This is a genomic window from Methanosphaera sp. DEW79 (assembly GCF_003266085.1).
GTDB classification, from domain to species: Archaea; Methanobacteriota; Methanobacteria; order Methanobacteriales; family Methanobacteriaceae; genus Methanosphaera; species Methanosphaera stadtmanae.
Map to the genome: position 1 here is coordinate 1 of NZ_MUZW01000031.1, position 21,735 is coordinate 21,735.

At 26.9% G+C, this 21,735-nt stretch carries 14 protein-coding genes; 6 read left to right on the forward strand and 8 right to left on the reverse strand.

The features are described from left to right. A partial coding sequence (locus BZ132_RS02990; protein WP_286940458.1) for an Ig-like domain-containing protein occupies positions 1 to 6,650 on the forward strand: 6,650 nt, incomplete at its 5' end. 249 nt (positions 6,651 to 6,899) lie between these two features. Here the strand turns inward: BZ132_RS02990 and BZ132_RS02995 are convergent. From BZ132_RS02995 to BZ132_RS03010, 4 genes are all read right to left on the reverse strand, one after another. After that, positions 6,900 to 7,622 (reverse strand): DUF4013 domain-containing protein, encoded by a 723-nt coding sequence (locus BZ132_RS02995; protein WP_011406205.1) that lies wholly within the window; start codon positions 7,620 to 7,622, stop codon positions 6,900 to 6,902. After that, positions 7,612 to 7,830: a helix-turn-helix transcriptional regulator gene (locus tag BZ132_RS03000; RefSeq protein ID WP_011406206.1), complete on the reverse strand. Its 219-nt coding sequence runs from the start codon at positions 7,828 to 7,830 to the stop codon at positions 7,612 to 7,614. The genes BZ132_RS02995 and BZ132_RS03000 overlap by 11 nt, the downstream gene beginning before the upstream one ends. A gap of 76 nt (positions 7,831 to 7,906) precedes the next feature. Continuing rightward, complete coding sequence (locus BZ132_RS03005) at positions 7,907 to 8,644, reverse strand: ABC transporter permease (protein WP_286940461.1); 738 nt, start codon at positions 8,642 to 8,644, stop codon at positions 7,907 to 7,909. Further along, positions 8,632 to 9,546, reverse strand: coding sequence for an ABC transporter ATP-binding protein (locus BZ132_RS03010; RefSeq protein WP_011406208.1), 915 nt, complete (start codon positions 9,544 to 9,546; stop codon positions 8,632 to 8,634). Before BZ132_RS03010 ends, BZ132_RS03005 begins: the two co-directional genes overlap by 13 nt. Positions 9,547 to 9,852: 306 nt before the next feature. On the opposite strand from BZ132_RS03010, the gene BZ132_RS03015 reads away from it, so the two are divergent. Continuing rightward, positions 9,853 to 10,530, forward strand: coding sequence for an MBL fold metallo-hydrolase (locus BZ132_RS03015; protein ID WP_286940463.1), 678 nt, complete (start codon positions 9,853 to 9,855; stop codon positions 10,528 to 10,530). A gap of 42 nt (positions 10,531 to 10,572) precedes the next feature. On the opposite strand, the gene BZ132_RS03020 is transcribed toward BZ132_RS03015, so the two are convergent. Together BZ132_RS03020 and BZ132_RS03025 are read right to left on the reverse strand one after the other, a co-directional pair. Then, complete coding sequence (locus tag BZ132_RS03020) at positions 10,573 to 11,736, reverse strand: TIGR04083 family peptide-modifying radical SAM enzyme (protein WP_258393694.1); 1,164 nt, start codon at positions 11,734 to 11,736, stop codon at positions 10,573 to 10,575. A gap of 22 nt (positions 11,737 to 11,758) precedes the next feature. After that, the gene (locus BZ132_RS03025; protein ID WP_048059713.1) at positions 11,759 to 13,537 is read right to left on the reverse strand and encodes a ribosome biogenesis/translation initiation ATPase RLI; all 1,779 of its coding nucleotides are present in this window, start codon (positions 13,535 to 13,537) and stop codon (positions 11,759 to 11,761) included. Between the two features lie 1,125 nt (positions 13,538 to 14,662). On the opposite strand from BZ132_RS03025, the gene BZ132_RS03030 reads away from it, so the two are divergent. The 4 genes from BZ132_RS03030 to BZ132_RS03045 all read left to right on the forward strand — a co-directional run bounded on the left by BZ132_RS03030 (position 14,663) and on the right by BZ132_RS03045 (position 19,986). Next, positions 14,663 to 14,872 carry a histone family protein gene (locus tag BZ132_RS03030; RefSeq protein ID WP_011406212.1) on the forward strand — a complete coding sequence of 70 codons (210 nt, stop codon included), beginning with the start codon at positions 14,663 to 14,665 and terminating at the stop codon, positions 14,870 to 14,872. A 654-nt stretch (positions 14,873 to 15,526) separates the two neighbouring features. Next, a complete protein-coding gene (locus BZ132_RS03035) occupies positions 15,527 to 17,335 on the forward strand; it encodes a glycosyltransferase family 39 protein (RefSeq protein WP_286940465.1) in 1,809 nt (602 codons plus the stop codon). Next, complete coding sequence (locus BZ132_RS03040) at positions 17,328 to 18,950, forward strand: glycosyltransferase family 39 protein (protein WP_286940467.1); 1,623 nt, start codon at positions 17,328 to 17,330, stop codon at positions 18,948 to 18,950. Before BZ132_RS03035 ends, BZ132_RS03040 begins: the two co-directional genes overlap by 8 nt. Before the next feature lie 13 nt (positions 18,951 to 18,963). Continuing rightward, the gene (locus BZ132_RS03045) at positions 18,964 to 19,986 is read left to right on the forward strand and encodes an ATPase (protein ID WP_286940469.1); all 1,023 of its coding nucleotides are present in this window, start codon (positions 18,964 to 18,966) and stop codon (positions 19,984 to 19,986) included. Here the strand turns inward: BZ132_RS03045 and BZ132_RS03050 are convergent. Continuing rightward, positions 19,979 to 20,119 (reverse strand): DUF3096 domain-containing protein, encoded by a 141-nt coding sequence (locus BZ132_RS03050; protein WP_112149434.1) that lies wholly within the window; start codon positions 20,117 to 20,119, stop codon positions 19,979 to 19,981. The two genes, BZ132_RS03045 and BZ132_RS03050, sit on opposite strands and share 8 nt — an antisense overlap. A 123-nt stretch (positions 20,120 to 20,242) precedes the next feature. After that, complete coding sequence (argH, locus tag BZ132_RS03055) at positions 20,243 to 21,640, reverse strand: argininosuccinate lyase (protein WP_011406216.1); 1,398 nt, start codon at positions 21,638 to 21,640, stop codon at positions 20,243 to 20,245. Between the last annotated feature and the right edge of the window lie 95 nt (positions 21,641 to 21,735).

A 21,735-nucleotide genomic window follows, 5' to 3' on the forward strand; every position in this document is an offset into this window, starting at 1 on the left:
TAAAAGACAGTAGTTTTAATAATAACTCTGCTAAAGGTTCTGGTGGTGTAATATATTACTTCTCTAAAGGTCAAGTTGTAGTAGATCATTGTAATTTCACAAGTAATCATGCAAGTAATGGTGGAGTATTTGCAAGGAGTGGATATCCTCCAATGCTCAATGCTTCATACTGTAATTTCATAAATAACAGTGCAAATTCAAACAGTGTATTATATACCTACTGGTTATATGACACAGCACCACACTACATAACAAACTCCTTATTTATAAACAACACAAAACAAACAATAGGTATTTCAGGTAATAGTAATGCTATTATAGTATTAGATAATAATTACTTTAATGGAGAACTAACACCAAGTAATGTTTATAATACAGTATCTTGTTTAACAGTTAATAATAATATTGGAGTAGTTGCAAATCATAAATCCCAAGGCACTGTATTTACACAGGCTGATAAAAAATTAACATTAAATACTATTGCTCTTGGAAAATATAGTGATAATAAAGTAACAAGTATTGGATGTAGTGGATATTCTATTCCAATTACAACTGATGCTTCATACATCAATACCACAGGTATGGTATTAAATAGTAGTAATGATTATACAGCAACAATTGATTTAACTAAATTACCTGAAAACTTTGATGACTTCTCAATCTATGCAGATGGAGTTAAAGTAGCAACAGTCACATATAAAAAGACTGATATTCAATTAAGTCCAATAACTGCAAAAACAGGTAGTACAATAGTAATTAATGCTACATTTACAGAAAATGGTAAACTTCTTGAAAAAGGAAAAGTAGCATTTAAAATCAATGGAAAAACAATAGGATATGATAATGTATCCTTTGGAAAAGCATCCCTTACATATAAACTACCTGACTATGCAGCTAAAAAATACAATATTACAGTAGTTTATGGTGAAAATAATAAATATGTATCAGCAAAACAAAATACAACACTCACATTACAAAAATTAAATACAAAAACAACATTCACAACAAAAACTATTAATGATACATTAAGAATCAATGTAAAAACCATTGATGAACATAATAAAACAGTAAACACTGGTAAAATAGCAGTAAAACTCAATGGAAAAACAATAGGCCTTTATAATAATACTGATAGTGTAGATTATAAAATTCCACAATCATGGACAAATAAAAATGTAACAGTACTTGTAATATATGGTGAAAATTCAGTATATAATACAAGCAGACACCAAGAAAAAATAACAATAAAACAAAACAATCTTAAAAACAAACAAAGCTCAATGAAAAAATATGATATTATAGTTAACTACTATGTATCATCTACAGGCTCTGATAGTAATAATGGAACACAAGAAAGTCCATTTAAAACAATTGCATATGCAATAAGTAAAACAACAAATGATAAAATTTATAACATCTACCTAACTGGTACATTTAAAGGAGTAGGTAATACTAATCTTACAGTACCAGGAGATTATAAAATAAATTTCATTGGACAAAATGCAACAATTGATGGAGAAGCAAACTACACAATAAAAGAAACACTTGATACTGGTGAATACTATTGGGGATCAAGTACCATATGGTATCCATACCTTAATGCTAGTGGTAATTGGGCTATGAATATTACAAAAGGAAATGGTCATATAACAATAAGTAATCTTACAATACAAAATTGTTGGAGTGCTGGTGGAAGTGACATATCCTTATATAAAACAGCAACAATTGATAACTATGGAAACTTAGAAGTAGATAATGTAAACTTCATTAAAAACTGTGCCGGAGTAGGAGCAGGAATAAGAAATAATGCTAATGCAACAGTTATAGTAAGAAATTCCATGTTTGATGGAAATAGAAAATCAAGTAGTACAGGTAACTATGGAGCAGGATTATATAATAATGGTACAGCAACAATAATAAACAGTACCTTCCAAAACAACCTTGCACGTTGGGGAACTGTAACATCAGACAAAAACTTAACAATAATAAACTCTACAATAAGAGATAATATAGGATATGATGGTGGAAGTACATATAAAACAGGAAGTGGAATAACAATAAACACAGGTTCAACAAACTTCTATGCTATAGGTTCTATTGGTGGCATTAGTACAGTTATTGATGGATGTACATTTATTAATAACGATCAATTAGATGTATCTGCTGATATGGGAAACTTAAACCTTACAAACAACCTATTTAATAGAAGTACTGGTGTAGTTGTACCATCTTCAAGTGCTGGAGAAAATCTTAAAGTTAAATATTATATTTCAAACAACACATTCATATCACCAATAGGCTCATCATTATATAACAGTCTATCAAGTACTGATAATGTAACATTAGCACTAAGATTATCAGGTCAATATAACTACACTATTACAAACAACAAAGTTGTAGATCTTAGAGGTACTAATTCTAAAGCAATAGAATTAAGTGCTAATCATGCAGTAATTAAAAACAACACTGTAGATAGAAAAATCTCAATAAATGGTGATTATAACACAATAACTGATAACAATGTAACAAGTACCCTTGATTTATATGCAGTAGATTTAATTGCAGGTTACAGTAGTCTTGGTTATAATACAGTAGTAAACAACTACCTTGTAACAGGTGGATTTAAAGGAAATGCTGCAGTAAATTATACACAGAGAACAAATATTGTGGAAAATAACACACCTGAAACTTTAAGTATAGAAGTAGATGATACAAACTTCAATAACTTCTTTGATAGTGAAGGTAACTTATTACCAAGCTTTAAAAATGTAGAACAAGTACAAATAATTGGAACATTAACAAATAAAAACATTAAAGTTAACAAGGAAATATCAATTTTCCAAACTAATAAAAAATTAACATCATACAACATAACAATAACAACAACAGAAAATGGTAGAGTTGATGTAAACTCATTAATAATAGTAAATAACAATAAAAAACCAGTGATAATACTAAATTCACTTAATAATAAAATAGAAAAAACAAATCTAAAAACAGATAATACTTACACCATAACAACAACAAAAACAAACAACACAATTATAAACAATGAATTAGTAGCAGATATACTTGTAGGAGATGAAAGTGTAGATGCACCAGCAGACAATACACTAACTGGAAACACTCCAACATACATAAACTACCTATTATCCAATAAAACATATGATAAATACTTTGATGAAAATGGAATAATAAAAAACATATCTACACAAAAAGACATACACTTTGTAGTAGATGGAACAATAGCAAATAAAAATTTCATACTAAACAACAATAGAACAATAACAATAACCAACTACAACAATGCATTACTTATTAATTCAACAATAACAACACTAGGAACAACAAATCTTAACATGTCCAATATTGCAATTATAAACAAAGATAAAGTTGCAATAGAATTAAATACACCAGCAAACACTATAAACTACAACAACATAACAACAAATACCAATGCAGTAAATATAATAAATTCAACAAAACTAGAATTTAACTACAACAACATAGTAGTAAATAGTACAAACAATGTATCAGCAATTACTATTAAAGATTCAAATAGTACTAAAAATAACATAAAATACAATAACATTGAAACATATGGACCTGCAACAGATGTAGACTGGACTACAGGACGTGTTGGAACAACATCAATAGAAATATTAAATACAACTGGAATGTATTTAATGTACAACAACATAACAACCACATACAACAGTATAAATGGAAAATATGATACTATATACTCAATAAACATGATAAATCCTGAAATTTCAAGTACACCAAATACTCTAATAAACAACCACATATACACATATGGTAATAGTTATGCTTATGGAGTAAACTATATAAATCAAACATCATACCTATCAGGAGGTGCTATTACAACAGAAGCTAAAGTACAGGCAACAGGAGCACAAATTACAACATCTAAAAGATATTATAGAAATGAATATAATATATATGGAGTTGGTGCTATTGACTTTATATCCTCAAGTCCAGTAGCATATGGAGTAATACTCTCTGCATGTGATGATTTCTATGTAGATCATAATGATTTCATATTAAATGGAAATAAATCTGTAGGTATAAGTATATATGGTACAAATAATACTATATTAGGAAATAACAACTTCCAATTAAGTGGAAATTCAACAAAAGCAATAGAAGTAATAAAATCAAATGAAATCATAATTAAATCAAACACCATAACAGTATTTACAAATAATCCTAACTATCCAATAGAATTATTAAATACAACAAAAACAGAAATAATAAAAAATACAATAATCACACTAACACAATACACAGTACTTGTTGATAAAGACTCAACATTAAACAGTATAACAGACAACATACTCTATGCTGGAGAAACAGTTGCAGATGAAACAGTATTAACACTTAACTCAAACAACAGAGTAAGAAATAATACTCCAACACCAATAACTAACTTCTACTTAAATGATAACACATATGATAAATTCTTCTATGCAAATGGAACACTACGCCCAGAAGTACCAACTGGATTAACAATACAATTAACAGGAAGTTTAATTAATAAAGTACTAAACATAACAAGACCAATAACCATAATAGCAGATAAAACAAGTTATATTAACACAACAATAATCATATCCTCAGATAATGTAACAATAAAAGGAGCACAATTTACTGAAGAAAACACCAAACTAATAGTAAATGGTAATAATAATACTGTTGAAATAATAAGTTTCAATGCTGATAATACACAAAGTAGAAACTTAAACCTCGTTACAATAAATGGAGAAAACAATAATATTACAATAAAAAGCATGGACGTTGGTAGTAATAGAGACTTAAATTCAAATATTACCTTTATTGTAATAAATGGTAATAACAACACAGTAGATGTAGATTATCTCATGTTAGCATACATGAACAATGTAATTGGAATTCTTTTAAATAATGCAGTTTATAATGATGTAAATCTTGGATATATGTATGCTAGTAACTCTAATGTATCAGAAAATATTGTACTTAGAAATTCAAACTACAACAACATATATACAAGACAATCAGATTGTGGAAAGGTGGAAAAATATATTCCTCTAACACTTGATAATTCCTCATACAACAATGTATCAGGAGGGTTTAGTCAACAAGGAAATCCAATTAATACAACAGCATTGATTATTAAAAATAATTCAAATAACAATAAAATCAATGGATTAAGAATATCATTCCGGAATGGTATATTAGATACTCCTATAATCATAGAAAACTCCCATAATAACACAATAGTAAACTCTCAATTCACATTTGAAAACTATGAAGGATATGTAATTGAAATACGTGAAGGTATGGGAAACCTTATAGAATACAATGTTCTTAAAAGTCTAACACTTGATGGAAATTGGGCAGTAATACAAGAGAATAAAAATGATACAGTAAATAATATTGTACAATACAACAGTGCAACAACAGGTAAACAAGTAAAAATAGATCTAACAACACCAACAACTATTCCTATAGATACACCACAAATAACAATAACTGCAAATGTAACAGTAAAAAATGGTACAAATTGGAATTCACCATATGTTCCAGTAGAACAAGGAACACTTAGTATATACATAAATGGAGTAGAATACACCTACACCATGAATGGTAGTATTATAAGTATGAATTATACCCTAACAGGCAATGAAAATGGTCAATTATTCATAGAAGCAGTGTATAAAGATCAAAAAAGAGAAAACAGGTATACAATAGTAAATAAAACCATCACACTAACAAAATACACTCCAACAATAATTGTTGGAACCAACACAAACAACTCTACAACAATACTAACAGCAATAATCCTTGATAACAATAAAAATATCATATACAATGGACGTGTAGCATTTAAAATCAATGGAAAAACAGTAGGACACTCAGAAATTAAAAATGGATTAGCATTACTTGTACTTGATACACGTAACTACAATGTAGGAAACTATACAGTAACATGTGTATATGGTGGAAACAACCATTATACAGAAGCAACAGGTGAGAGTATATTAACAATTAACTCTCTTAACATAAAACAAGTAATAATACCAGTAACTACAAAAACTGGAAGTACAATTACACTCACATCATACCTTACAAGTGATGATAAAACACTAGTAACAAATGGACGTGTAGTATTCAAACTTAATGGTAAAACACTAAAAGATGAATTTGGAAACATACTCTATGGCTCAGTAACAAATGGTATGGCAAGTATTACATACTCATTACCAAATACAATGGCTGCAAAAGAGTATATTCTAACAGCAGTAGCTGCAGGACACAACTATGATAGAATAGAAACAAACACAACATTCACAGTAGAAAAACAAAATACACAAGTAATACTTAATCCACAACATGTAAAACGTAGCAACAAAACACAAATCACTGCACAAATAATTGATGAAACAGGAAACTTTGTAACAGGAACAACAAAAGTAGCAATAAAACTCAATAATAAAACAATAGCACATACAACAGCAAGTAATGGTATACTAAATACAACACTTGACTTATCAATATACAAACAATCATACTTTGACTTAACAATAGTAGCTGGAGAAAATAACTTATACAACAGTAGTAAATCAACAAATGCACTGATTATCGAATAAATATGTATCATATGTTATCACAAGGAAACATAAGAAGGAAGGATGTGGTTTAACACACACCNATAATATGAATACAATAACAATATTATGGTTAATTACTAACTTTTGATATAAGATTTTTTTGAATGTAAAACAGTAGATTGTTTAATGGTTAAAAAAACTCTCATAAATAGAATATAAGTAATAAGTTCTGATTTTAGGTAATTAATTATAAATCTCTAAAAAAATAAAAATAAGGGAATCTTTTTTTTAATCTTCACGTAGATTATACAGTGAAGATATACTTCTTGCTAGGAATATTTGATAGTAAGCTGTTATTATTGATGTTAATATGTATGTTAATCCTATAAATGTTAATGTAAATATATTGGAATTCCAGAATAATCCCATGATTTGTCCTGAAACAATTCCTACACCCATTGATACTATGAGTATTATGAATGTTGTTAATGTAGTTATTCCTGTGAAGATAATTAATATATCAATATATAATTCAAGATATGTTTTAACACCTATTGATTTAATTATATTGATTATTTCCATTATATTCAAGGTTTTAATTACATCACCATTATTATAAACCATGTGTGGTGTAGATATTAAGAATAGGAAAAATATTACAAGCCATAATAGAATTGTAAATAATATGAATAAGTAGAATGATATTCCTAAGGCTCCTACAAGTATTCCAATAATTAATACTAAAACACATGGTATAATATAGAATAATTTTGTAAGAATTACTCTAAAACCATTTGATAATAGATTTGTATAGTTATTAAATTCTGGTAATGGTTCTATAAAGTTTATTACACCTTTTAGGGACTGTTGTTGTATTCTATAATAATATCCTTCTGCTATAAGTAAAGGTATTATTAGAAATCCAAATATGTATAATATGGATAATTGTAATAATTTTTTAGTGTCTTGTTGTGAATAATCAACAGCATCCTTAAGTATTTCAAAGATCATTTATTTCCTCTTCTTCATCTAATAAGAAAACATCTTCTATTTTTTCTTGTTTTAAAATTTTCGTTATTTGGTATGCTAAAATTAATGATGGATTGTATCTTCCATGTTCAAGGGCACTGATTGTTTGTCTTGCAACATTAACTTTTTTAGCAAGGTCTTGTTGACTAATTCCCATCTCTTGACGTAAATATCGAACTTTAGTTTTCATATAATAAAAACAACACCTTTTATACCTATTACATTCTTATTTGTATCTTCTATTATTTACTATTTAAGAATATAATCTAGAGAGTAATATCTGTTTTTGTAAAGTATAACCAAGATAATATGAATCCAATTATAGATATGAGTATTATTACTGTAAATGGTATTAGTGGACTTTGATTATATATTAGGCTATTTATATATGGTTGATATGTTGATAGTAAATATACTGCTGTTCCTGGATTATATACTGATAATTTATCACCTATTGACATTACATTTGCAAGTACCATTGCCACTCCACATATAATACTTGGAATTATATTTTTAAGTAGCATTGTTATAAAGATAAATGGAGTTATTAATAAAAATAACAATACATCAGCAATATATAATTCCTTTAAGAAAATCATTAAGGATTGTGTTGTTAATTGTGTTGCACCTCCAATGTATCCTACAAATATTGTACTTAAATAAAATATAAGTGTTAATATTGACATCCATATGAATATCACTACTAGTTTTGATATTATAAATTTAGTTCGTGATAATGGTGTAGTTATCACAGTTTTAAGGGTATGTTCTGTGTATTCTCTATTGAATATGTATGTAGCAAGTAGTATGTATAATAGAAAACCAAATAATAGTGTTACATATTCTAATGATTGTTCAAATAATAGGCTGTAGGTAAATGTTGATTCTATTTTAATCATCATAACAAGTAGTAGTATTGCTGGTACTAAACTTCCAAGTAGTGTTATTGTAAACATTCTGGAACGTTTAAGTTTTAGAAATTCACCTTCTATTAATTCAAACATTCTATTTCATCTCCTATTACTTTTAAATAGTATTCATCTAGGGTATCTTGTTGTATTTTAATTTGATATACATCTATGTTATTTTTTACAAATAACTTATTAATTTGACTGATTTTATCGAAGTCTTTCCTTATTATTATCTGATTCTTATTAATTTCTGGTATTATTTTAAATGCTTTTTTAAGTATATATGATGCTTTATAGGTATCTGATACTTCAATTTGAATGTATTTTTTAGTTTTTTCCCTGAATGTATTCATACTTATTTGTTCTAATAGTTGTCCATGGTGTATTATACCAATTGTATCTACTAGTTGTTCTATTTCTGAGAGTATGTGGGATGATATTATGATTGTTGTATTGTTTTTTGTGGCTAATTTCTTTAAATATTGTCTAATTTCCTGTATACCTAGTGGATCTAGACCATTTATTGGTTCATCTAATATGAGTATGTCTGGATTGTTCATGATTGTTAGTGCTATTGCTAGTCTTTGTTTCATTCCAAGAGAGTATGCTTTAACTAATTTTTTATTATTAGTAAGTCCCATTGTATTTAGTGCATGTTCTACTTTTTCTTTGTTGTAGTTTCCTTGTATTTTAGAGAAGTATTTTAGATTTTCAAATCCTGTTAGATTTTCATAAAATCCAGGTGTTTCTATTATAACTCCTATTTTTTTGTATATGTCTATGTTTTCTTGGGGATTTTTTCCAAATATTCTTATTTGGCCTGATGTTTTTTCACTTAGATTTGTTAAAAGACACATTGTTGTTGTTTTTCCTGCACCATTTTGTCCTAGTAGGCCATATATTTCACCTTCTTTTATTTTTAGATTTAGATTATTAACTACTGTGTCATTTTTATATTTCTTTGTTAGATTTTGTGTTTGAATTATGTATTCCATTTTTTTCCTCCATTATTGTCAACTATAAAATATATTTATTGTTAGAAATACATTCCAAATGTTAAATATATATTCCATATGTTAAAATTATATTCCATAGTATTTATAAGTATGGTATGAAAAAATAAAATAAAAAAAAGAAATAAAAACCCTTAAATAATAAATAAATGGATATAATGGCTTTCTTTTAAATAATCCCCAATATTTAAAAAAGTTATGTGTAAAATCTCAAAAAACAATTGAAGAAAACTTATTAATAACTAAATATAAACATCATATTTAATTAAAAATTATAATGATGAAAATATGTATGAAAAAATAAGAGATTCACTCTATGAAATAAAAACAGAACGTCCAAGCTGTACAAGCTATCTTATATTAGATGAACAGAAAAATATTCTAATAGACCCAGGACTATATCAAAAATTTGATATGTTAAAAGAAAATATTGAAGAAATTGGAATAAAAATAGAGGATATAGATATAGTTTTAAATACTCATGAACATTATGATTACTTTGGAGCAAATAAATATTTCCAAAATACTGCAATAATAATGGCATATAAACTAGCATCTACTAAAATAATCAATGCAGATAATGAAATAATAAATTGTAGATGTAATAATGAAAATCCTGATGGATTTCAGATACATGTAGGACTTGAAAATAATAATGTTATAGAAGTAGGTAACTGGACACTAAAAGTATTATACACACCAGGACACACATCAGGTTCAGTATGCTACTATGAAGAAGAAAAAAGAATACTATTTACTGGAGACACAGTATATGCCAAGGGAACAATATCTGACTTAAGCTACTCTGGAAACTATGGATCATACATTAAAAGTCTAAATACACTAAACTCTCTAAAAGTAGATACAATGCTACCAGGTCATGGAGCAATATCAACAGATGTGGAAGAAGATCTAAATAAGGCAATATTAAATGCAACAAGAAGATATGAAGGTATGACACAATAAAAAAAAGTGGAGTAGAATAAAACTATATTCTACTTTAAATCCCTATTTCAGGGCAATATCCATAACAGTAAATTTCTTACTATTTTTAGAATGTTGGTTTTCAAGTCCAACATTTAAAGTAAAATTATAATCCTTTTCAACAACATCATTTAATTCATCAAATGCAAGATTTAAATTCTCATTCATTAAATTATCAATCTTATCAAGAATCATTTTATAAGCCTCACAATAAGGATCAACACATTCTACCCTATTATCAGTAATTGTAAGAGCATTATATGGACATCCACCACGACAATAATCCATATGTTTACAATCCTTACAATTCTCATCAACAAAATCCTTATAATCAATAAGTAATAATTCAGCCTTACTACTCATTAAATCATCATATGATGGCTTATCACTAACATGTCCAATAACATATTCTGGCATATCAACAAATCTATAACACGGATAAATACTACCATCAGGGCCAATAGCAAAAGTACTACCCATACAATCAACATAAGTACATACAAAACCTTTACGCATAAACACAGCCTTACATAGATGATCAATATTTTTTAATTCTATAACATCAGCTAAGTTGAGATATTCATCAAGAAGATATAGTAATAATTCACCATAATCCTCAACATCAAGGGCAAAATTATCACTTTTATGACTTTTAATAGAAGGAAGTGCAGGATGAATCTTCATATTCAATCCATTTTCCTTAAAGAAATTAAAAATTTCCTCCTTATGTTTAATAGAATAATTAGTAAAAGTACTAATAAAACTCACATCTAAGCCATGTTTTTTTGCAATCTCATAACCCTTCATTGTTTTTTCATAATATCCAACACCACGTTGAATATCATTAAGTTCTTGAGGTCCATCAAGACTACTGCCTATTGGAATTTCATACTTTTTGAATAAAGAAGCTAACTTATCATCCATTTTCCATAGATTTGTTTGAATTGCAAAGGCAGGATATAAATCACTAAGCTCTTTACTTATTTTATCTAATGAATATTCAAAGAACTCATAACCTGCAAGTAAAGGTTCTCCTCCATGGAATGTGAAAGTAACAGGTTCTTTCTTAAAAGTCTTTAGCCACTCAACAATATCATCCATTGTCTTAGTAGACATACAAAGAGATGTTGTCTCTGAACTCCAACAATAACTACAATTTGCTGGACATCCCATTGTTGGTATTATCATTACATGCACTTATATCACCTAATTAATCTTCAAGATAGTAGTATTCACCTTGTTCTTTTTGTTGTCTGTCAAGATAACTATCTGTTTTATTTACTCTTGGTCTGTTTGTTTCCTTATCACGTCTAAATGAAATATCAACATCAGATAAGAATTTATTCATAGCATCTCTTAGGTGAATTGGTGCTGTTGAATGACCAGATACTCCAGATTCACCATAAAATACCATTGCTTTATCAGATATATAATCAATAAAGATAATATCATGGTCAATAATAATAGCTGATGTATCATCCCTTGTTATTAAGTGTTTTATTGCTTTAGCAACTTTTAGTCTTTGTTCAACATCAAGGAATGCTGTAGGTTCATCAAGAAGATAAACATCTGCATCTTGTGATAGAGTTACAGCTGTAGCTAATCTTTGTAATTCTCCACCAGATAATTTACTTACTTGTTTATCAAGAATCTTATCTAAATCAAAAGGTTTTGAAATATCTGTTTTAAATACATTTGTTCCATAACCCTTTGCATGCATAAATAAGAAATCTTGTACAGAACCTTCAAAGTCAGATAAGATATACTGTGGTTTATATGCAATTTCAATTTCTTCTTCAACTTCACCACTATCAGGTTTTACAACTCCAGCTAATATTTTAGCGTATGTTGTTTTACCAATACCATTTGGTCCAAATGCTGTTATTACTTGACTTTGATTAACTTCACCAGCATCAACTTTAAGTTCGAAGTTATCATATTTCTTATGGAAGTCAGTGTATGTTGTTATTGTATCTGAGTCTATTAAATCACTTGGTGGTCTTATTTCAAATTCAATTGGTTGTTTTCTTATTCTTATATTTTCTTCTTTTAAAAATCCATTAATATATGCATTGATACCAACTCTTACACCACGAAGTTTAGATACAACACCATATCCTCCTTCTTCACCATACATCACATGAACATAATCACTCATAGCATCCAATGTTGCAAGGTCGTGTTCAATAACAAGTACGTTACGATTTTCTTTTGTTAAATCCCTAATTACTTCTACTGTATTTAGTCTTTGTTTAACATCAAGCCATGATGTTGGTTCATCTATATAATAGAAGTTTGCATCTTTAAGAACTGAAGCTGCTATTGCAATTCTTTGAAGTTCCCCACCAGATAAATTTCCTAGTCTACGATCTAATGTATTTTTTAGTTCAAGTTTTTCAACAACTTCATCTAATTTATTTCTCTCATCCACACCTTCAAGAAGTTGAGATACCTTTCCTTTAACTACTTTTGGTAGTTGATCCACCATTTGTGGTTTATATGCTATTTTTATCTCATTATTACTTAGTTTTTTAAAGTAATTTTGTAATTGTGACCCTTTAAAGTATTCAATCACATTATCCCAAGAACCTTCTTCATTGTAATTACCAAAGTTTGGTATGATTTGACCTGATAATATATTTAGTATTGTTGATTTTCCAATACCATTTGGTCCAAGTAAACCTACAACAGAACCATCTTCTATTGTTGGCATACCAAATAATTCAAAACTATTTGGTCCATATCTATGAATTGGCTTATCATCTAATACTTCGGGTAGGTTAATGATATTTATTGCATTGAATACACACCTATTTACACATATTCCACAACCAGAACATAGTTCTTCTGATATCTCTGGTTTTTTATCATCTTCACTTATTATTATTGTATCTTCTTCCATTCTTACTCCAGGACAATACTCAATACATGCATAGTTACATTTCTTTGGTTGACATTTATCCTTTTCTAAAATAGCAATTCTAGACAAAAACAACTCCCCTTTTTAATATTATAAAAAAAATAATTTATTTAAATAAAAATCTCTTTAATTTTCTATAAATATGAAAAATAATCACTATTATCAATGATTTATCAATAATATTTATATCTATAAAGATATATATTTATTTAGAATTATTATGTCACTGAAAATAAGGGTAATATCCAGTAACTTAAAATGTTTATTATTAGGGGGAGATTTATTTCCATTACTTTTATTTTGATTTATGTATAACATATAGTAAATGTGTGATTATTTTGGACAAAAATACGGTATTATCATATCTTCTTATCAATACATCACCTAGATGATTCTGAAAAAGAATTTTTATACAATCATCAATGATTGATAATATGTCATGGCTTAAAGAGATTGGTTAGAGGAATGTTGATGTATTTTATAAATTTTATTGTTATTTTGTAATTTATGGATAAAAATTATTGAAACTTGTTTTTTATATTATTTTTTAGAAAAAATAGTTTAAATCTATTTATTTTAGTTCATATTCTTAATTTAGATTTTATTAATACTTAAAATATAAATTTAATCATGTTCATGTTTAAAACATATATTTTACTTTGTAATATTTTAAAACTATAATATGTTTCTTGATTTTTCTATGATTTCATTAAAGAATCCACAATTAAATTTGAATTTTTTTTATTGTAAATTTGATATTATTTTTTATTTCCACCTATTTTTGATATAATGGATAGGTGGTTTGATTTTTTTTTATCTTGAATATATTCTAGGGTTTTCTACAATATACTAAAGATTTAAACTATTATTCATAAAAATAATGGATTATGTTCATTTTATTTTTATTTTCTTAAGGGCTTATTTTACTTATAATTAAAGCTTTAGGTCTATTTTCATTCCTGGTTTAAGTAATAATTAGTAGGTCTTATATAAAGTATTTTTCAAACGCTTAACATGATTTTAAAAAGTAACAAAGAACTAATATATTCTAAAAAAAACACATAATATTTAGTTTTAAAAGATATATCTTTGTATTAATTCCTATATTTGGTATTGAAAACTTAATAATTATATACAACTAAAAACAATACATATAAATACTATAAAAATATATTTTTGTATAGGAGTGATATTATGGAGACTTTACCTATTGCACCAATTGGTAGAATTCTATCAAATGCAGGTGCACCTAGAGCAACAAAAGATGCAAAAGTAGAATTATCCCAACAATTAACAGAATTAGGGGAAATTATAGCTGACGAAGCTGTAGCTATTGCAAAGCATTCTGGTAGAAAAACAGTGAAAGCATCTGATGTTGAACTAGCGGTAAAACTCAAATTTTAAAATTCTAAAAAAAATTAAATCAACCATAAAAATTCAAAAATATTTTTTTTTATAATGAGGCAAATAACACAACATCTAAAAATATATGTTTTTTAAACCTCAATTTATTTTTTATTTAATAATATTTACTTATAATCAAAAAAGGAAAAAAGAGGATTGTATTAATAATATATTCCTATTATATTTTATTTTTATAATAATTTTTTCATGTTTGAATAATATTTTGTTTATATTTTTTTTAAAAGTAATACTTTTTAATGGAAAAGTATTTATCTTTGTATGTATATATAATTATAACATAGAAGTAATACTATTTTTATAATTAGTATTAATTCTATATAAATATACTAAACAGAACTCTCAAATGGAATAAGAATCAAAAAGAAATAAATTAGTATAAAAACTATGAAAGAAGATTATCTAATTTGGAGAATAAAAAAACTAGCTCCCTTTAAAAATATACTCCTATAAAGAATTTAATCTTTCACATCACCTATCCTCCCCTCTTTATTTTTCCTTTTTTATAATAATTCATAATTTATAACTACTACTTTTATATTAAAAAATATAATTTCAATTAGAAACATATGTATAATATAATAAAAAAGAAAAATGTCTTTTGACATTTTAATAATTTTTTAGGAGTTTATCTTAATGATAAATAGTTTTAAAAAAGTTATTAAAGATAATAAAATAGAATTATTCTACATTACATTTCTAATAATTTCTCTACTAGTTATTAGTATTCCTAGATTATTTACACAATACTCTATAGGAATTGGTAATTGGGATACGTATCTTTATTTAGAAAATGCTCGTAGTTTTGCTAGTATGGGATGGGGTGATGTTGCTAGTATTTCACCTGTTGTTCCATATATATTATCATTATTCTTTAGAATAATAAATAGTACACCTCAAGAGGCAATATTTAATCTAAGTGTATTGATGTACATAGTAGGAACTGTTAGTTTATATTTAATATTTAGATTCAAGTTTAATCATATGATAAGTTATGTTGGAAGTATAATTTATGCAACATTTACCCTACTTTATTCATGGGTTGCCATTGGAGGTAATGATATAACAGGTGTTTCATTAACATTACTTACAATATATCTTATATTATTAGCACATGAAAAAAACAATAAATACTATTATATTGCCATGCCAATAGCGGCATTTGCATTTTTATCAAGATACACGGCAGGAGTAATGATTTTTGCAATAATCTTTTATTTATTAATTAATAAAATAAGTAAAAATGAATTTAAAACCTTCATTAAAGGTAGTGTTCTTGGAGTATTATGTGTTAGTCCATTTCTGTATCATTTCTATAGAATTTTATCCACACCTTTTCCATTTCTGGGACAATTTAGTGGTACTGTAAATAATACAAAAGTTCTTGATGCAGGATATCTTCCAGATACAATGTATTATATTAAACATATACCTAACTACATTACAAGTTATATACCACATACTGGTGCTACCTTTGAAAATGTAGTAAATCCTATGGGTAACATTCCATCTGTTATAAGCTATGTTTTTATAATATTATGTATAATTGGAATTTTTTTAATATTCTACAATAGTTATAAATATGTAATTAAAAGTAATAGAAGACTTTTAACAGGAAATAATCAAATCAATATAATAATAGCACTAATACTTACAATAATATGTCTTATTAGTATTAACAGTGTATCATATATCATTACAACAATACTTACACTTTCAGTATTATACATAATAAAGCATATACTGGAGGATTATGATATTTGGTACTTAAATTATGATTTATTGATGTTATCCTTGCTACTGGTTTATATAATATTCCAATCAATACTCTCTACTAAAAATGATCGTTACTTTATCACAGTATTACCATTTATAGCATACTTCATTACAAATGCCCTATATTATATCTATAATTTCATTGACTTTAAAATTGAAATAAAAAATATTAAAATATCAACAATAATATCTATAGTGATTGTATTGTTCCTTCTTGGAAATTCATTATGTTATAATAATAATATTCCAGAAGAAAATCATTTTAATAACATTCAACAGGCATGTAAATGGTTTGATGATAATTGTGAATTTGATAATACAACAGTAATTTATTCTGATAATTGGCCTGCAGTATCATGGTATTTGAATGTGTATTGTCGTAGAGGTGTTCCTGATGTTACTATGGAAAATACTACATGGACATTTACTAAGAATATATTAAAAAGTAATGATGAGCATGAACCTGCATCATTTTATATTGATACAAATAATGAAAATAAGATGAATTATGTTGGACTTAGTAAGATTAAAAGTATTAATGATGTGCAAATCTATCAAAATACCTATGAAAAGGAATATAACATACGAAGTCGTGGTTTACTAGAATATAAAGATTATTATAACATGCTATTTAAAGAACATATGAATGAAAGTGATTATTATGATTAATAACTTTAATTTAAAAAATAAATTATTGATTTTACTTATTATAATATCAAGTATATATACAGCAATTCTAGTACATGTTCAATCAATTATTGGTGTTAGTTATTGGGATATCTTTGTTTATCTGCAAAATTCAATGTTATTTGCTCATATTAATATTGGTAGTCAACTTAGTGTTCCTCCAGTATTATCTCTATTAACATCAATACCCTTCAGGATGGGATTTATTTCTGAAACAACATTGTTTTGTGTTTCAGGAATATTATTTATTCTATTGATTGTTGGAATTTACTTGTTATTTAATGAGAAATTTTCACCAGAACTATCATTTATTGGAAGTTTATTCTTTTCAATGTTATCATTAGTTGTAACATGGGCTGTAACAGGATCAAATGATATTCCCTCATTAACATTTAGTGTATGGGCATTATATTTCACTATAAAAGGTTTAAATAAGAGTTTTAACTACTATTATCTTGCATTCACATGTTTTCTAATGGCTTTTTTCACTAGATTTACAGAGGGCTTTATTTTAATTGTAATGATAAGTTACATGCTTATGAATAAAGATAAATTCAAAGTACAAATAAATAAAAATGATATTTTAAAGCTATTCATGTTCATTGTCTTTCTATGTGCTATTATAGGAGGATTTTATCTATATAAACAACATACAATTCCATTTCTAAGTCAATTTATGGAGGTATCTAGTAGTAGTCAAGTATCTTCAGTTAATATTGGTTATGATTTAAATCCATACTATTATATTGAATATATTCCACAATTATTAACAAGTACTAATGTAAGTTTGTTGTATGATAAAACACTAACAACAATATACAACACACCTACACTTCTTTCATATGTAATTTTAGTATTAATGTGTGGTGGTGTTATTTTATCATTTAAAGGAGTATATAAAAAAGAGAATATTCATAATTTCTCCTTTATATTAGCAGTGATTTTAGGTATTATAACAATAATAACATATCTTCATGTATCTTATATATTTACAGAAATATTATTTACAATAACATTACTGTTATTATATAAATCATCATTAAACAAAATAAATCAAATGGATTTACTTATGATTTTATGGATGGGAATTTTTATTATATTACATTCATATCATCCTGTGAAAGTTGATAGATATATTTTACCAACATTCATACCAATAACATACTTCATGATAAATGGAATAAAAAACATAACAATAAAAAATAAGAAAACACCACTAATAATACTAACAATATTGCTTGTTATACTAATACCAATTAACTACAGCTACATAAACTCAATAACACATCCAAATCCACAAAGCTATGAAGAAAAACAAGCAGCAACATGGTTAGAGGCATATGATAATCAGCTAACAAACTACAATATATCCTCAGATAGGGGAGTAGCATTTAGTTGGTACTTAAAAAAGTACACCTACACAACAATACCAAGAGTATTAGAACAAAACAATGAAACACTAGAAAATAAACTAAAAACAATAAATGCTAAGTATTATATTGATGCAACAAGTAACACCACATCAATAGATGGATATCATATAATATACACAAATAATAAAGAGAAATATGGAATAAAAATATATCAAAAAGATTAGGAAAAAAAATAATATGTATACAAAAGAAGAATTAATAGAAAAAATCATTAAAATAAGAGAAGATATTGGACATGATCATGTTCAACCAGAAATAAAAGAAATACATTATGAAAATGATGAATTAACAATTATAGCACCAGATAGACCAGAAAAATCAATAATCATAGGTAAAGGTGGATGGGTAGTAGGAAAACTAAGAGAACAACTACATGTTAAATCAATTCATGTAATATCATACACAGATATAGTTCTAAAAAAATATCAATTAGAATTATCTCTAAAACATGTGAAAAAAATAATAGATAATGTAATTCCAGAAAACTACATAGAACCATTTAACAACCTATATAAACTACTTGAAAAAAAATACAATGCACCATACAACAATACAATAGTATCCAACTACATCAAAGAAAACATAGACAGACAACCAATAGAAAACACACCTGTTGTAGTAGCACTATCAGGTGGAGTTGACAGTAGCTTCACAACAGTACTTACAAAAGCATTGGGATTTAATTTAGAAACAGTAACAGTAAATCCTGGAACTATAATTCTTCCAAATCAATTTAAGCATAATATTCATAATCTAACAACAGCAATTAATGTAAAACATACATATCTTGAAACAGACATGACTCATATTATAGAAGAGGCATTAAGTGGTAAAATACATCCATGTGGTAGATGTTCAAATCACATTGAGGAAGTAGTATCTGACTATCTAAAAGATACACAAAAATCAGTAATGATATATGGTGACTTACTATCTACAGGTTCACAATCAATTGTAAAAAAAGATGATATTATTAGAATAAATCTACCAGCACTATTTAGAATGGAAAAATCAGAAATAAAAACTATTGTAACAAATTATTCAGTGAAAAAAATTAAAGGATATGGATGTCCTCTAGTTGTCCAGGTTCATAAAAAATATCCTCAGTACAGATCATTTTCAATACAAAGAGTACTTAGAGAAACAAGAGCAGGAATTCTTGAACCTGGAGAAGCCCTTGATTTAATTAAAACTATTTAATTACTTGAAGAACTCCATATATAATTAAAAATAATCCTATAATATAAGCTACAAGTGCAGGATATATCAGTATTAAAATACCTGCTATAATACATAAAACATATAAACATTGTGTACTATCAATATTAACCATATTTAATCCCTCAAAAATTAATTAAAAGAGTCTCCCAAAAAGAACCATGAGAAAAGGAGACTCTATAAATAATATGCAACATACATGCATATTTATAAAAAATTCTATTTACTAATTTTATATCTATTCATTTAAAAATATTTCCATTTTTTCAATAGCATCATTCACAGCTTCAGGTGCACATCCACCAATAACAGTACGTGATTTAACATTTCTTAAAGGATTAAGTGCTTGTTTTACTAAATCTTCACCAAGATTAATAGGTTTACCCATAACTTCAACAGAAACCCTATTTACATAATCATTATCAATATCATGTGTAGTAATATTATCATCTATTGCCTCAGAAACAACACGTCCTACAATTCTATGAGCAGTTCTAAATGGAAGATTTTTTTCTCTAACCATAACATCAGCTAATTCTGTAGCAGTGGCAAAGTTAGCACCAGCTAATTCTTCTGTACGATCCTTATTTATTGTGAGGGTACTGAGCATTCCATGAACAATTCTTAAAATATCATTGGTATTATCAATAGCATTCCATAAATGAGGAGTAACCTCTTGTAAATCCCTATTATAACTGTGTGGAATTCCTTTAATCATACTAAGAACAGTCATTAATTCACCATAAGCAATTGTACTTTTTCCACGAGATAATTCTGCAATATCAGGATTTTTCTTTTGGGGCATGATTGATGAAGTAGAAGAATACTGATTTGAACATTCAACCATTCTAAATTCATAACTACTCCAAATAACAATTTCATCAGAAATTTTTCCAAGTGTTGTAGATAACATTGCATAATCAAATATAGCTTCAGCAGCAAAATCCCTACTACTAACACCATCAATAGAATTATCCATAACCTTACTAAATCCAAGTAATTCAGTTGTTCTCTCACGATTTATTGGAAAACCTGTGGTTGTAAGGGCAGCAGAACCTAATGGATTCATATCTACTCTTTTATAAGTATCAATTAATCTTTCACAATCTCTTCTTAATTCATTAGCATATGCCATTAAGTGATGAGCAAATGTTGTAGGTTGTGCATGTTGAAGATGGGTGTATGCTATAAATAAGGTATGGGTATTTTCCTTAGCCATCTCAACAATAGTTTTAATAAATGATTTAATATTACTAATTGTATTTTCTATTTCCTCTTTTAGAGTTAATCGAATATCAGTACATACTTGATCGTTTCTACTTTTTGCTGTATGCATAAATCCTGCTTCATCACCAATTTCTTTAGTAACATAGTCCTCTAATGCCATGTGAATATCTTCAAATGAGGGATCAAGATTCAATGCACCAATACCTTCTTTTTCAAGTTTATCTAATGCTTTTAATATTTTCTTACCAGATTCTTTAGGAATAATTCCTTCTTCAATAAGCATAGTTGTATGTGCTCTGTTACATTTAATATCAGATTTAAAAATTCTTTTATCAAATTCTATTGATGATGAAAATTGGGCTGCATCATCAGTCATTTGTCCATCAAAACGTCCAGCTCTAAGATCCATATATATCGTTTCTCCAAAAAAATTAAAATTATAGTTAATTCTCTATTTATATAATAATCATGAATTATTATGCATAGTATTTGTTTTTCATGGTT